Below are 15,781 nucleotides of genomic sequence, written 5' to 3' on the forward strand. Positions count from 1 at the left end.
TTAAAAAACAAACTTAACTTAAGTAGTAAAAAAGGATTAACTCGTGTTTAAGCTTGCCAACAATGGAAATGTTTTACTTGATGTAAAAGAACATATTCCTCCCAGCGCTGCATTTATTTTAGAGGCTCTCGAAAAGTCAGCTTTTTGCGACTGTAAAATAGATCATGACGCTATTAATGATTTTTTTAAAAACGAAAACACACAACAAACTCTCGTTGTAGCAACAAAACACAATGCCACTTTAAATGTAACAATTAGCGACGATAAAATGCTGGCCATTGGCGAGCTAGCGCTTGCCCAAGGTGGAAAGTTATTAAGCTTAGAAGATGCAAAAAAACAACTCGTTAAAGCAGGTATTGTGCGTGGGTATAAACAAGCTTTTTTAGAACAGCTGCTACAAAAACAATCTGAACACTCTGCAGGATCTGTCGTTAAGGGGATATTAGCTAAAGGTAGGCTCCCAAGCGATGGTTTAGCCACTAAACTAATAACAACCGTAGAGACTTTAAAAGACCGTTTAAAAGCGCCCAAGCTCAAAGAAGATGGCAGTGTGGATATGCGCGACTTTGGCAAGCTTGCAAGCGTAGAACCTGGCTCTGTGCTTATTCGCCAGCAACCTGCAACTCCCGGTAAAGAAGGCTTTACCGTAATAGGTGACATACTGCCCGCAAAACCCGGAGAAAATAAACAATTAGTCGCCGGCGAAGGGACTGAAATATCAAAAATGAATCCGCTTGAGTTAGTCTCTACTATTGCTGGTGTTCCGGTTGAAATTAATAATGGTATGCGTGTCGACGATATTTTTACCATTTCAGATGTAAATGTAAAAAGCGGCCATATTGATTTTCAAGGCAGTGTTATTGTTACTCGCAATATAGACCCAGGGATGAAAGTAACTGCCAAAGGCGATATTACTATATTTGGCACGGTTGAATCTGGCGAGCTTACTGCAGGAGGAAACATCACGGTTAAACAAGGCATTATTGGCCATCAAAAAATGGATAGTAAGTCACTTTCTTGCAAGCTAATTGCGCTAGGTGATATTCATGTATCTCACTCGCAGTATTGCTACCTCGATGCAAATAATATTTTTATTGATCGCCAAACAAGCCATTGTGTAATAAAAGCTAAGCGCTTACTGCAAGTAGGCCAATCCGACTTACCTAAGGGTAAAATATTTGGTGGTGAAATACTTGATGCAACAACTCTCATTGCTGGCGAAATAGGGAATGAATCAGGCGCTAAAATGATTATTAACCTAGCGACTTCTGGCGCTGAAATAACAGCGGATACTGATAATTGCTTTAAAGACTTAGCTAAAACAGATGCACAATTAGATACGCTGCAAGCAGCGCTAGAAAAAACTGATTTAGTGAAGGATGCCGAAAAGAAGAAAATATTAATTACTAAAATTGGAGCTACTCAGAAACATTACTGTGAGCAAGCAGAACTATTAGAAAAACGTCTTTCAAACTTAGATCATGACTTACACGATTTACTTAGCGACGCTAATTTAACGGTGAATTCTGTTTTGCATTCAGGCGTAGAGATTCATATTTTTGATAAAGTACTTAAAACAATCCGCAATTACCCTCCGTGCAACGTTAAACTTTTAAATAATAAAATTGAAATAGAGTTTAAAACACACTAAAAAATTGAGTGCTCTATTGAGCACTCAAATTAACTCACTTTTTTACAATTTAAAGTAAGCCACTTACCGTATCATAAGTTTGACTTGGCCATACACCCACTTGTACTTGGCCAATATGCTGCTTTTGTAGCAATAGCATAGCCAAGCGCGACTGCCCTATTCCACCGCCAATCGTTTGCGGAAATTTACTTTGTAGTAGCGCTTTATGCCAATCAAACTCTAAGCGGTCTTCATCTCCAGTTGTACTTAACTGCGCTTTTAAAACCTCAGGACTTACACGTATACCCATTGATGATATTTCAAATGCATCTTCAAGTACTGGGTTCCATACTAAAATGTCACCATTTAAACCCATATATTGATCGCATGTTGGCGTAGACCAATCATCGTAATCTGGGGCTCTTACATCATGAATTTTGCCGTCTCCAAGCACGCCACCAATACCAATTAAAAATACAGCACCATATTCTTGTGCAATGGCTTTTTCGCGTTGCTTAGCACTAAAATCAGGATACATTTTACGTAGCTCCTCACTGTGCACAAACTTAATATCGTCCGGTAAAAATGGCGTTAAACCATAAGACTCGCTTACAAAAGCTTCCGTCTCTTTTATCCCTTTATAAATACATTGAACAGTTTGCTTTAGTGTTGCCAGCGAACGCTCTGTCGTTTCGCTAATTACTTTTTCCCAATCCCACTGATCAACATATACAGAATGAATAGGGCTTAATGAATCTTCGTCTGGGCGCAAAGCTTTCATTTGAGTGTAAATACCCTCACCAACACCAAAGCCATAAGTAGCCAGTGTTTTACGTTTCCACTTAGCCAGTGAATGCACCACTTCGTAGCGGCTATCTGTAATCGCTTTCACATTTACAGCAACTGCGTTTTCATGGCCGCTTAAGTTATCTTGCGTGCCGTCGCCAACCTTAGCCAAAATTGGGGCTTGAACCTCAACCAGCCCAAGTTGGGTTTCTAGTTGTTGTGAAAAAAATTGCTTAACTTTACTTATTTGCTGCTGTTGCTGCACATAGTGTGAACTCATAATAATTGGCCTCATTCCCAGTTATTGTTACTTGCTTAATTGATAAAAAGCGCTCTAACTAGCGCCATTAATGAAGTTAATGTAACGATTTAAAGGATTAATTCAATATCCCATAACAAAAATAGCTTTAATATATAAAAATCATTAATTAAGTGGTATAAAAACCATATATTCGATAATTTTATGACAAATATATAATGGAAAATTATTTAATCGATAATCTCGATAAACAGATACTTCATGCGTTAATGGCAAATGCCCGTACTGCGTACGCCGAATTAGCAAAAAGATTTAATGTAAGCGCTGGGACAATTCACGTAAGAATTGAAAAAATGAAGCAAGCTGGGATCATTACAGGCACCCAATTAACGATTAATACTAAACAGCTAGGCTACGATGTGTGTTGCTTTATAGGTATTAATTTAAATAACGCACGTGATTACCCACAAACACTTATAAAGCTAGAAGCATTGGAGGAAGTGGTAGAGGCTTATTACACAACAGGTAACTACAGTATATTTATAAAGGTAATGACAAAGTCCATTGATCACTTACAAGATGTGCTGATTAATAAAATACAGGCAATAGAAGCCATACAATCAACAGAAACACTTATTTCTCTACAAAATCCAATTAGCCGTACGGTAATGCCTTAACTGCAAAAATCTCGTATAATTGCCGAAAAAAGAGGATAACCATGCAGCAAACTCGCTATCAAAGAATCGAAGACGTACTTTCGCGCCGTCAAACAGACCTAACAGTGTGTTTAGAAGACGTGCACAAACACCATAACTTATCTGCAATAGTACGAAGTGCTGATGCGGTTGGTTGCCATCACGTACATGCTGTATGGCCTGAAAAGCAAAAATGGCTAACAAATAATACCTCAGGTGGCAGTAAAAACTGGCTAGAGACGCACTTACATAGAAATATTGATGATGCCGTTACTGCAATGCGTGAACGCAATCCAGAAATACAAATATTAGCGACTCATCTATCAGAAGATGCCGTTGATTTTAGAGAAGTAGATTACACCAAGCCAACGGCTATTATTGTTGGACAAGAAAAAACAGGGATATCAGAAAAAGCCCTAGAATATGCCGATCAAAATATTATTATTCCAATGCAAGGCATGGTGCAATCACTAAATGTTTCGGTTGCTGCTGCGCTAATATTGTTTGAAGCACAGCGCCAACGCGAGCTGGCTGGTTTATATAATAGAGATATGCTGAGCGCCGAAGTTAAACATCCACTTTACTTTGAAGGCTGCCACCCTATTATCGCAAGGCAATGTAAACAAAAAAAATTACCTTATCCTGCACTTGATGAAAACGGCGAAATAGTCGCTGATGAGAAATTTTGGCAAGCTTTAAAACATACTTGATGGACTAAAGCTCTGTAAGTACACTTAGCCTACTCACAAATAATAAGATTGGTACAATTTGTCTAAACCTAGCTTAAATCAATACCCAATTACAGAGCTCAAAGGGGTCGGCCCAAAAATGGCTGAACGTTTGTTAAAGCTAGGTATTTTAACTGTACAAGATATGCTTTTTCATTTGCCACTTCGCTATGAAGATCGCACTCGCTTATATGCCATCAATGAGCTGGCACTTCATAGCCACGTAAGTGTTGAAGCAACTATTGAAACAAGCCAAATAACGTTTGGTAAAAGGCGCATGCTTGTTTGCCAGATTAACGATGGCACGGGCAGGCTAACACTACGATTTTTTAATTTTACCGCTGCACAAAAAAATGCATTTAGTGCCGGTAAAATAATACGTTGTTTTGGTGAAATACGCCGTAGCCGCGTTGGCTTTGAAATGAGCCATCCTGAATACAGCATCAGCGATACTTCTAACGAACAACCAGTAGCTACAACGCTTACGCCCGTGTATTCAACAACCGAAGGTTTAAAGCAACTATCGATTAGAGCTTTAAGCGAACAGGCTATTGATTTACTACATAAATACTCAGTAGAAGAACTACTGCCTTCACAGTGGCAGCCATCAAATATGCCACTAAGTGACGCCTTATTATTACTGCACCGCCCACCTAATGATGTTGATGTAACTGCATTAGAGCTAGGAACTCACCCTGCTCAACAGCGCCTGGTATTTGAGGAGCTACTTGCTCAAAACCTCAGCTTATTAAAAGTGCGAGAGCAAGGACAACAAGTTAAAGCCGTAGCATTAAATCCGGTAAACACATTAGAAAGCCAATTTTTAGAACAACTTCCTTTTGCACCCACAAATGCACAAAGCCGCGTAGTTGCTGAAATTAAAGGTGATATGCAACACGCATATCCCATGATGCGTTTAGTACAAGGCGATGTAGGTTCAGGTAAAACCCTAGTAGCAGCACTGAGTGCACTAACCGCTATTGCGCAGGGCTTTCAAGTAGCTTTAATGGCGCCAACAGAGATTTTATCAGAGCAACATGGTGTTAATTTTACAACGTGGTTTAATCAACTAGGTATAACAGTTGCTTGGCTTGGCGGTAAAACAAAGGGTAAAGAGCGCGTAGCAACACTTGAAAAAATAGCCTCTGGTGAGGCGCAAATGATTGTAGGTACTCACGCTTTATTTCAAGATGAAGTAAAGTTTAATAACTTAGTGCTTATTGTTATTGATGAACAACATCGCTTTGGTGTCCACCAGCGTTTATCACTGCGTGAAAAAGGTAAATTTGGTGATTGTTACCCTCATCAACTCGTTATGACCGCAACACCTATTCCACGTACGCTCGCGATGACAGCCTATGCCGACTTAGAAACCTCGGTCATTGATGAGCTACCACCTGGGCGTACGCCCATCACAACAGTAGCACTTCCAGATACTCGCAGAGACGATATTATTGCCCGCGTTAAATTAGCGTGTAACGAGCAAGGCCGCCAAGTTTACTGGGTGTGTACTCTTATTGATGAATCTGAAGTACTGCAATGCCAAGCAGCCGAAGACAGTGCACTACAGTTAAAAGAAGCATTACCAGAGCTAAACGTAGGTTTAGTACATGGGCGAATGAAATCAGCTGAAAAACAAGCCATTATGAGCGAGTTTAAAGCAGGCAATATACATGTTTTAGTTGCCACTACGGTTATTGAAGTTGGTGTAGATGTCCCTAATGCGAGCTTAATCATTATAGAAAACCCTGAGCGCTTAGGCTTAGCACAGCTGCATCAGTTACGTGGGCGAGTTGGCCGTGGCGCTACTGCATCGCATTGCGTGCTTTTATACCACGCACCACTGTCTCATACTGCTCAAAAGCGATTAGGTGTACTACGCGATAGTAACGATGGTTTTGTGATAGCAGAGCGCGATTTAGAAATTCGTGGCCCTGGTGAAGTACTCGGTACAAAACAAACAGGGTTAGCCGAGTTTAAAATTGCAGATCTTACCCGCGATAAGCACATACTTAATCAAGTAAGACCGATTGCACAGCAAATGCTTAAGCAACACCCAGAGGTTGTTGACCCACTAATTCAACGTTGGTTGGGTAACAAGCAAAATTACGCGCAAGCGTAACCACTCTATTTTCGATACTTTTGAGTTTACTAAGTTAATTTACTAAATTAGCTTACTAAGGATATAAAAAAGCCAGCTCTAAACAATATAGAGCTGACTACTGATATCTAAACTGAGCTAAGCTAAGCTAAGCAGTATAAAAGCGATTCGCGCCTTTTACTGCTCTTAGTTAAATTTAAGCTTTGTTAAGCTCAAATATAAGCGATGTTTGCGGGAATGATATTGGCATTTGTAAACCAAACTGCATTAGCGCTTCACCTGTAAATGTTTGACCATTTACCGCAGCAATAGAAGATGGGCGATACTCTTCAAATTTTACCGGCCACACTAAATTAAGTGTGTACTGCGCATCGGCATCTAGGCCAACAAAACGAAGCTTATTAGGCGCTGTACGCGGTGTTTCGCGAACGCTGTTATAGGCAAATAACGCTTTTGTTTTTTGCTCATCGATTAAACCAAAGTTAATTGATAAATCGTCGCTATCTAGGCGGTATAAATCGGCAGCATGAATAAACTCCCGATGCTCTTTGTGAAGTGCTATTGCCGCTTTAAGTGCATTGTATTCGTGATCGGTCAGCTCACGTGGGTCCATTTCAATGCCCATGTGGCCAAACATTGATACCGCAGCACGCATTTCAATACTTACATTACGCCCTGTAATATGACAATCACGCGGGCCTACATGTGCACCCATAACCGACGATGGAAAGAAGAACGAACATCCACGCTGTATTTCAAGGCGATCAAGCGCATCGTTTGAATCTGACGTCCATACACGGTCTGTGTGTGCAAGTACGCCGTAATCTACACGTGCACCACCTGACGAACAGCTTTCTATTTCAAGACCAGGATGCGCCGCTTTAATACGGTCAATTAGACGATAAAGTGCTAATGTTTGCTGGTGTACTGCTGGCTTACCATCAAAATTACCCGCATGATTAATATCGCGGTTCATATCCCACTTAATGTATTTAATAGTTGGGTATTCAACTAAAATATCGTCGATGGCTTTGTACAGGTACTCAACAACCTCAGAGCGTGTTAAATCAAGTACTAGCTGATTTCTAAAGCTTAACTGCTCGTTATTTTCTGAGCCTAAAACCCAATCAGGGTGAGCACGGTATAAATCGCTATCTGGGTTTACCATTTCTGGCTCAAACCAAATACCAAACTCCATACCTAAGCTGTTTACATGATCAATTACTGGCGATAAGCCATCTGGGTAGATTTTATAATCTACTGTCCAATCACCTAAGCCTGCGTTGTCGCCACGGCGGCCTTTAAACCAGCCATCATCAAGTACAAAACGTTCAATACCTAGCGGGGCCACTTTGTCGGCTAGTTGCTTAAGCGTATCTACGTCGTGATCAAAGTAAATGCCTTCCCATGTGTTGTAATGCACAGGGCGCGTTTTTTCACGTTGCGCTTGGCTAAGTAAATTAGCTTTAACAAAACGATGAAAATTACGAGAAAGCGCACTAAAACCTTCACTCGAAAACGAGCCATAAATGCTCGGGCTTTGATACGTTTGACCTTTAGCAAGCGTAAGCTCACCAGGAAGTAATAGCTCACCCATTTGTACATAACGACGACCTTCAGCTAAAAGCTCTGCGCGTAGTTTATTGTTGCCGCTCCAACCTAAATGAAAGCCGTAACATTCGCCGTGCTGCTCGCCTGCATTTTCGTTATGCACTAATAAACCAGGGAATACATCGTGTGATGTTTTGCCTTTACGGTTTTCACGAACAAAACTGCCTAAGACTAAATCAACCGATTGACGTTGAAATTCATTTGACCAACGACCTTCAAAGCTCACTATTTTGCTTACGCTATCTGGCAGCTGGAATGTTGGCGCCGCGCAAAAGTTAACACTTAATGGCGAATCGCCTAAATTAGTTAATACGGTATGCGCGCTCAATACGTCAGTGTTTTTATCAAGCGTGATGCTGTGCACTACTTCAATACCACGAAGTTTATCTACGCTTACAAACTCAAGCGTTGCTGATGATGGCTGACGAACCTCTTTTAGCTTTGGCCCTACAGACCAAGCAATAGAGTCGTTTACAAGTTCAAGCCCTGGCGCACCAGTAAAGCCCTCGCCTAATAACGGAGATAGAGAAATAGGCGCTTCTTCAACCACGGCACATTTTACTTCTTGGCGGGTAGCAAGCTGAGTTAGCATTGTTTCTGTTGTTTGCTCAGATAGGCGTTTACCAAAGTACAGTAACGCCGGTGTTTTGCTCTGGCAGTCGAAAATAACGGTGCTGTTTACACTGTCTAATCGATAAAATGATTTAGTGTCGGCCATGATTTTCCTATCCTCTTGTTCATTGTGTGAGTTATAAATATAACGAAAGTAACTTAGTGATACTAAGTATTAATGTGTCTCTCGTTCTTTGAGGCACAATCTATCAGATGGTGACATTCAATAATAATAGTATATATCATATAAATTGGATTTTGATAGTCTTTACATCGCAAATAGTTAGATAAACTCACTGGAAGTACCACTGTAGCAAAAAGCTATAAACCAACCTTAACTTTAAAGTGCTGTTACTAATTTCTTATACATATAAAAAAATCGGCCAGAGTTGCCCCATGACCGATTTTGTCAGCTTAAATTATTTATACGTTATTTTTGTACTTGTGCTTGTGCTTGTCCTGCATCATCAAGTTCAGATGTTTTACCTGCCCATTGTGCATTCAAACCAAACACCACTTTATTTACTATTAATGCAAAAGCTACACATACAATCAGTGTAATTGGCATTAAGTGAATGTAATGAATATCAGTATGTAGTGGTGAGCTTGCAAACGTAAGCATGCCGTACATAACTACACCTAAAATTACTGCTGCAATACCCGCTCGTGCATCAACATTTTTAAATAATAAGCCCACTACAAAAATAGAGAATATAGGCATACTTAATAAGCCATTTAATTGCTGTAGTAAGTTAATAATGCTATCTGCTTGCTGATAAATTGGTACAAGTACCAGTGTTAAGCTTGTTAGTAGCAATGTTACGTAACCACTTAGCTTTACAACACTTGGCTCTTTATTAAAATATGCTTCGTGAATGTCACATACATACAATGCGGTTGCTGAGTTTAATAAGCTGTTGTAAGTAGATAGTACTGCTGCAGCCATTGCTGCTGCAAATACACCGGTTAACCATGCTGGCATTACATCACCCACAATTCGACCATAAGCGGCGTCGCCAATATCACCATAAAGCTTAAACGAAATAATACCCGGTAATACCACGATTGCAGGGACGATTAAAAAGCGAATGCCCGCCGCTGCAAATATACCTTTTTGCGCTTCTTTAACATTAGGCGCTGCCATTGCTCGCTGCGTAATTGTTTGGTTAGTACCCCAGTAATACATTTGAATGAAGATCATGCCGGTTAAAAGTGTTGGCCACGGAATAGGTGAATCAGCATCACCAATTAATGTTAAACGTTCTTCTGGAATACCCGTAAAGTCATAATCAATTGCATTAAGTGCTAAAAACACCACTAAAACAGCCATACCGAGTACAAGTATACCGTTGTAAGTATCCGATACAGCAACTGCACGCAGGCCACCAAAGAAGGCATAAACAGCACCAATAATAGCAAAGGCTGTCGCAATATACATAAGCGGAATATCAACTTTGAACATGGTTTGCATAAACAGCGCACCAGAGTAGATTACCGCAGGCATGTAAATAAGTGCATTGCCTAAAAAGAACAACCCACCAATAACAGCGCGAATATGCTTGTTGTTATAGCGCTTTTCTAAAAGCTCGGTGGTGGTTGTACAGTTGTATTTGTAATAAACAGGAATGAACACTTTGGCTAAAATAATCAGCCCTATAATTGCTGCAAGCTCCCACCAAACAAGCAAAGCCATTTGGTTACCATTCATTCCAACAAGTTGGTCAGTACTTAAATTAGTTAATGTGATTGAACCTGCAACAAACATCCAAGTAAGGCCACCGCCCGCTAAAAAATACTCTTTGGTTTGGCTTTGTCCGTTATTACGATTTTGGCCTCGGCATTTCCAATAAGTAAGGCCACCAATTAAAGCTGTGACAAAAACAAAAACCACCAGCTGTAAAATGTTATCTGACATGTGTGTGTCTCCTGCGCGTTATGCGCAATGTCTGGGTAATAAAAAATGCACGCTACAGCGCGTGCGCATCTCGACTTAGTTCTAACTTAATCTGCTTTAAAGGCATAAGTTCGGGACGTTGGTTGTGAAGCTTTACCAATGCATTTAACTGAAACAGTGAAATGAGCATGCTGTTAAGCACACTTAAGTAACCCTGTTTTTGTAGTTCTACAATGGTATTGCTATCTAATGTTTGCAGTTTGTCTTCATCAACGGTGCTCAAACCTTGGATGGTTTGGGTTTCGCCTTGTTCAAACTGCAAAACAATATCTATGTTTTTAATGAGCCCTAAACGCGCAACTTCTTGGGTAAATTGATACGTTTGATAGTCATTTTTTAAATCGCTTTCTAACAACTTTTGCTGTGCACTTAAAAATAAACTTGGGTTACCTTTAGCATCAAATAGTGACTCACCCTGCTCGGTATTTACTGCTGAGCTTTGCTCATCAATCGCAATAAAATAATCGCTACTATTTGCTTCTCGAGTCATTAAGTAAAGCGGCTGGGTTTGCATGCATACCGGAGTGTAAAGTGCCTGCCATTGGTTGTTATTTACCAATAGACTTTGCCCAGCACTAAAGCTTGTTAACGCTGATACTGTGTAGCTGCCATTTTGTGCGTTACGTGCTAAAAAAATAGGTAAGTCGCAGGCCGCTTTTGCTATTTCATTTGCTCTTAAATTAACTAAATGCTGTGTTTTTGCGTATTCAACAGCGGCATTGGGGTTAATTTTTAATGTTTGGTGTTTGGTGTTTACTAGTTCACTAATATCCATAGTTACACATCCTTAAACTGGGTTAGCTGCTAACCACTGCTCTATAAAAGCACGGTGCGGTGGTAAAGTTTGCAACATCTGCTGTGTAAGCTGGCTGTTACGTTCTATTATTTGTTTAGCTTGCGCGTCTTGTGAATACAAATACGCTTGTTTAGTAAAGTCAGGCTTAAAGCCCATACCGTACAAAACATACTGATAGCTGGCGGCTGGAAATAACTCTAATGCGCCATAAAAATCTTGAATAAGCGGGCCACGGCTTCCCCAAAGAAGTAAGTCTTCTTGCAAGGTTTCTGGAATAGTATCAGGCTGTATATGCGCTTGCCAGTAAGGTTCTGGGCGCTTGGTTAGCATGTAATGCAGTTTTAAAAAGTCGATAATACGCTGCCAACGATAATCCATCTGCTCATTAAAGCGCTTAGCTACAATAGGCATTACTTGGGTATCTGCTGGCATGTGCTCTGCTACAAAGCGTGCTGAAATTTCAACAAGCATAATGGCGGTAGCTTCAAGCGGCTCTACAAACCCTGCCGACATCCCTACTGCTACACAGTTTTTATGCCAAAACTTCTCACGGTATCCTGATTCAAAGCTAATTTTACGGGCTGTTAAACCGTTTGCTGCATCGCCTAAATAATCTCTTAGGTTTTGCTCTGCTTCATCGTCTGATAAAAATTTGCTTGAATAAACATGCCCTACACCTCGGCGGTGCGTTAAACCAATATCCCAAATCCATCCAGCGTTTTGCGCTGTTGCTATGGTGTGGCTCGCCAAAGACTCATCGTTTTCATCGTAAGGAACTTGCATAGCCAATGCGCTGTCGTTAAATAGCACGTGGTCCATTTTTTTAAACGGTACGTTAAGCGCTTGGCCTAATAACAATGATGAAAAGCCAGTACAGTCTATGTATAAGTCGGCATTTATGGTGCGGGTTTGATCTTTTAGAGTAAGCTCATTTATTGCACCATCGTCATCAAGCTTTACCTGATCAACAGTACCAATAATATGATCTACACCAAGCTTACTTTTACAATGCTGTTTAAGCATTTCGGCAAAAGCGCCGGCATCTAAGTGATAAGCGTAATTACAATTACCTTGATATTCACCTTGCGATATACCTCTTGGGGCTAAGCTTGCTTCGCAAATATCATGTTGAAAATTTGTTTGCTGTGCAAAGTCTTCAACATTATCTAAATAAGGGGCTAAATCTATACGGCCGTAGCCTAGCGGTACAGTAAATGGATGGTAGTAAAAGTCATTATTGCCATGAGTCCAATTTACAAACTTTCCACCTTGTTTAAAAGTGGCATTACAGGCTTTAAACACGTCAACTTCACGTAAACCAATTTGCTGAAGCGTGTTTTTCATCGTGGGCCAGGTACCTTCACCTACGCCAATTGTTGGAATGTCTGACGATTCAACCAATATCACTTTTAAGCCGTCACCATTTTGACCTTGGTGATACGAAGCTATAATTGCAGCGCTCAGCCATCCTGCTGTACCACCGCCAACTACCGCTACTGTTTTTATTGCTTTATTCATAATGGACTACTCTTTGAGTATTTTTGATAACGTTTTATACAACAAATGCCCGTTAGGGCATTTTGATTTAATGTAGTTTCATTTTAGCCAATTAGGTTAACTAACATACATTACTGCTAAATCAACCTAATTGGTATTAGCACCAAAGTGCTGCAATGAAACAAGAGGCGAGAAATTCGCCTCAAGCATTAATTAAAACGATCCGCGAATACCAAACGCGTAACGTGAGCCATTATCTTCAACCGAATAGATTTGGTTAGCAAAACGACCCGTTTGTACTAACTCTTCTTCAGTGATGTTGATGCCTTCAGCAAAAATAGTGAAGTTTTCGTTAATATCGTAGCTTGCACTAATATCCCACTGACCGTAAGTTTCTACGTTCACTGGTTCACCGTTAAAACCATTATCAACTAAGCGTAAAAAACCTTCACGGTTGTTAAATGCAACACGTGCTTGCCAGTTATCTTGCTCATAAAATAATATTAAGTTTTGTGAATCGCCTAAACCTTCAAGTGCAAATGTTTGTGTGGTGTCTGCACCTACGCTAATGTCACTATCTACGACAGTCGCATTGGCTATAATACCAAAGCCATTTTCAAATATGTGCGTCACACCTACTTCGTAGCCAGTTACTTTAGCTGACTCACCATTTTGAGGGCGAGTTACTGTGTATATTTCTGAGCTACCATTAAGCTCATCATCTGCTTGACCTGTACAAGTGGTACACGCAAAACCAGGACCTGAGCGGTCAGCCATTTCAAATGTTTCTTCACCTGTTAGCGTAACAATAAAGTCATCGACTTCTTTACTAAATACTGCAAAGCTAAATAAGTTAGCGTCGTTGTAGTACCACTCGTAAGAAATATCCCAGTTTTCTGACTGGAATGGCTTAAGTGCAGGGTTACCACCATTTGCTGTTAAGTTTTGACGGCGTGGCTCGTTAAATGTAGTAGCAGGAGATAATTGAGACATCGTTGGACGAGTAATACTGTCGTACGTTGCAAAACGTAAAATCATATTGTCTTGCAGCTCTAACTTAACATTCAAAGATGGTAGTAAGTTTGAGTAGCTAGTGCCCTGTTCAATGTTCGTTGCTGGGCCAAATACGTTAGCAAATAATGTTGCATCAGTTGTTGGCACTACATCGCTAATAAAGCTTTGTACTGCCGCTACTTCAATATCAGTTTCTGAGTAACGTGCACCTAAATTAACAGTTACTGGCATATCAGCTAGGTCAAAACCAAGCGTAAAGTCCATGTATAAGCTAGTGATATCTTCGTTAATTGTGTAACGGTTATTTTGTAGTGTTGGCTCTACTGGGAAACCTTGATCGGCTAGGTAATCAAGCATTTTATCACCGTCGTAGGTGTAGAATGTATCGATTAAGCCTGGGAAGTAGTTGCTTGCTTGGTAAGCTTCAAAATCAATTGCATCAAGTGGTGCTTCAGTACCGTAACCACAGAACTGACATTGGGTACCATAAACTTGGAAGCTTGATTTTTCACGCTCTTGACGATAAGCACCAAAGTTAATGCGATCTACTGGGCCTTTATCTGGCACGTATTCAAAATCAGCTTTTACTTCAGTAATTTCATCTTCATCAGTAAACTGTAGACCCACTTCGTTATAGTGAAGGCGGGCAAGGCTTGGATCTGGCAATGAACCATTTTCAAAGCCATCATGCTGTACAGTAGGAATACTGCCTGTACCGTCAAAAGTATAACTATTAATAATACCGACAACGTTAAAGCGGTCAGTACCTGCACGGTCGTTTTCGGCTGTTGAACGAGATACATCAAATTTTGCTTTTAATGAATCATTTACTTGCCAATCAACGTTAATACCAAATGCTTTATTAGTTACATCACGTGAGTTACGTGTATGTGATACAAAGTCACTAGCAGGGTCGCCACTTGGCGCACCCAAACCAACGTCTTGAGAGAAAGTTAAAAGAGTGCCTGTTTCTGGATCAATCGTTGCGCTACCTACGCGGTCTGGTTCAAACCAAGAGGCTAAATCGCGTACTGTTGAATCAACTTCAAATTTTGAAATCATACCATCAACAGTAATCGTAACATCGTCAGATGGTGCGTATTGCAATACTAAACTTGCGTTTGTACGTTCACGGTCTTGCTCATCAACAACTTGATCCCAGTTACGCGGAATGTAGGCATTTTCAAACAATACACCATCTGTTGGATTAGAGATTGTTTGGCCGCCGCGCCAACCTGCCGTTAAAATTTGGTTATTTTGAAGTTTACGTTGTTGATTAGTGATGGCAAAAAGCACACCTAACTTATCATCGTTAAACGTATTACTTATTAAGAATGATGTTGATGGAGATACTTCTTCAGAAAGGCTTTCGTACATACCTTTAACTGAACCTAAAATATGTAAACCACCAAAGTCAAAAGGACGTGCTGTAGTTACGTTAACCGTACCACCAATGCCGCCTTCTTGAAGTGTTGCTGTATTACTTTTATAAATATCAGCACCGGTGATTTGGTCTGCTGCTAATACATCAAAATTAAATTCACGACCTGCACTGTCTGTCGCAATTTGACGACCATTAACAAGTACAGTATTAAATTGTGGACCAAAGCCACGAATAGTTACCGCTTGGCCTTCACCACCACTACGGTCAATTGCTACACCTGTAATACGTTGCAGAGATTCTGCTACGTTTAAATCAGGAAATTTACCAAGATCTTCTGCTTTAATCCCGTCTGTAACAACATTAGATGCTTTTTTATCTAACATTGATGAACGTAAACTGCTGCGGATACCCGTTACTGCGATAACTTCAACATCTTCATTTACTACTGTAGGCGTATTGCCTTCAGCGCCTTGAGCTGCAACGTTTCCGCTTGCCAATATGCCAGTAATAGCAATACTGATCGCGGTTTTCTTGTTGAACGATAACTTATTGTTAATTATCATTTTTTAAAAACTCCTGATTGTGTGTAGTCGTTGTGTCGTTGTGGTAGTGTATATAGTTTCAAATACTATTTATATTATAAATACTTTAAACCGATAAAAAGTGCAACCTTTTCCTTAATTATGAGCATCATTTAATCACTGTATTTTTGCT

General features: G+C 40.2%; 10 protein-coding genes. 4 read left to right on the forward strand and 6 right to left on the reverse strand.

Annotated features, from left to right (window positions below; all coding sequences use genetic code 11):
* The first annotated feature begins 43 nt into the window (after positions 1-43).
* Positions 44-1,651 carry a DUF342 domain-containing protein gene (locus I6F50_RS12205; protein ID WP_165739429.1) on the forward strand — a complete coding sequence of 536 codons (1,608 nt, stop codon included), beginning with the start codon at positions 44-46 and terminating at the stop codon, positions 1,649-1,651.
* A gap of 49 nt (positions 1,652-1,700) precedes the next feature.
* Here I6F50_RS12205 and asnA read toward each other — a convergent pair whose 3' ends face one another.
* The gene (gene asnA, locus I6F50_RS12210) at positions 1,701-2,696 is read right to left on the reverse strand and encodes an aspartate--ammonia ligase (RefSeq protein WP_024593433.1); all 996 of its coding nucleotides are present in this window, start codon (positions 2,694-2,696) and stop codon (positions 1,701-1,703) included.
* A gap of 197 nt (positions 2,697-2,893) precedes the next feature.
* On the opposite strand from asnA, the gene asnC reads away from it, so the two are divergent.
* Genes asnC through recG form a run of 3 tightly spaced genes read left to right on the forward strand, consistent with a single transcriptional unit; the run spans position 2,894 to position 6,220 of the window.
* Positions 2,894-3,352 carry a transcriptional regulator AsnC gene (asnC, locus tag I6F50_RS12215; protein WP_002958822.1) on the forward strand — a complete coding sequence of 153 codons (459 nt, stop codon included), beginning with the start codon at positions 2,894-2,896 and terminating at the stop codon, positions 3,350-3,352.
* A 41-nt stretch (positions 3,353-3,393) separates the two neighbouring features.
* Positions 3,394-4,080: a tRNA (guanosine(18)-2'-O)-methyltransferase TrmH gene (gene trmH, locus I6F50_RS12220; RefSeq protein WP_197176341.1), complete on the forward strand. Its 687-nt coding sequence runs from the start codon at positions 3,394-3,396 to the stop codon at positions 4,078-4,080.
* A gap of 58 nt (positions 4,081-4,138) precedes the next feature.
* Positions 4,139-6,220, forward strand: coding sequence for an ATP-dependent DNA helicase RecG (gene recG / locus I6F50_RS12225; protein ID WP_197176343.1), 2,082 nt, complete (start codon positions 4,139-4,141; stop codon positions 6,218-6,220).
* A gap of 175 nt (positions 6,221-6,395) precedes the next feature.
* Here recG and I6F50_RS12230 read toward each other — a convergent pair whose 3' ends face one another.
* The 5 genes from I6F50_RS12230 to I6F50_RS12250 all read right to left on the reverse strand — a co-directional run bounded on the left by I6F50_RS12230 (position 6,396) and on the right by I6F50_RS12250 (position 15,630).
* The gene (locus tag I6F50_RS12230; protein WP_197176345.1) at positions 6,396-8,528 is read right to left on the reverse strand and encodes an alpha-galactosidase; all 2,133 of its coding nucleotides are present in this window, start codon (positions 8,526-8,528) and stop codon (positions 6,396-6,398) included.
* A gap of 324 nt (positions 8,529-8,852) precedes the next feature.
* Entirely contained in the window at positions 8,853-10,337 is a 1,485-nt protein-coding gene (locus tag I6F50_RS12235; RefSeq protein ID WP_197176347.1) for an SLC5 family protein, read from the reverse strand.
* 52 nt (positions 10,338-10,389) lie between these two features.
* Positions 10,390-11,151 carry a SapC family protein gene (locus I6F50_RS12240; RefSeq protein ID WP_197176349.1) on the reverse strand — a complete coding sequence of 254 codons (762 nt, stop codon included), beginning with the start codon at positions 11,149-11,151 and terminating at the stop codon, positions 10,390-10,392.
* Positions 11,152-11,163: 12 nt separating this feature from the next.
* A complete protein-coding gene (locus tag I6F50_RS12245; RefSeq protein WP_197176352.1) occupies positions 11,164-12,690 on the reverse strand; it encodes a tryptophan halogenase family protein in 1,527 nt (508 codons plus the stop codon).
* 192 nt (positions 12,691-12,882) lie between these two features.
* Positions 12,883-15,630 (reverse strand): TonB-dependent receptor, encoded by a 2,748-nt coding sequence (locus I6F50_RS12250; protein WP_165728314.1) that lies wholly within the window; start codon positions 15,628-15,630, stop codon positions 12,883-12,885.
* Positions 15,631-15,781 lie beyond the last annotated feature (151 nt).

The sequence above is a fragment of the Pseudoalteromonas sp. NZS127_1 genome (assembly GCF_015864295.1).
Taxonomy (GTDB): domain Bacteria; phylum Pseudomonadota; class Gammaproteobacteria; order Enterobacterales; family Alteromonadaceae; genus Pseudoalteromonas; species Pseudoalteromonas arctica.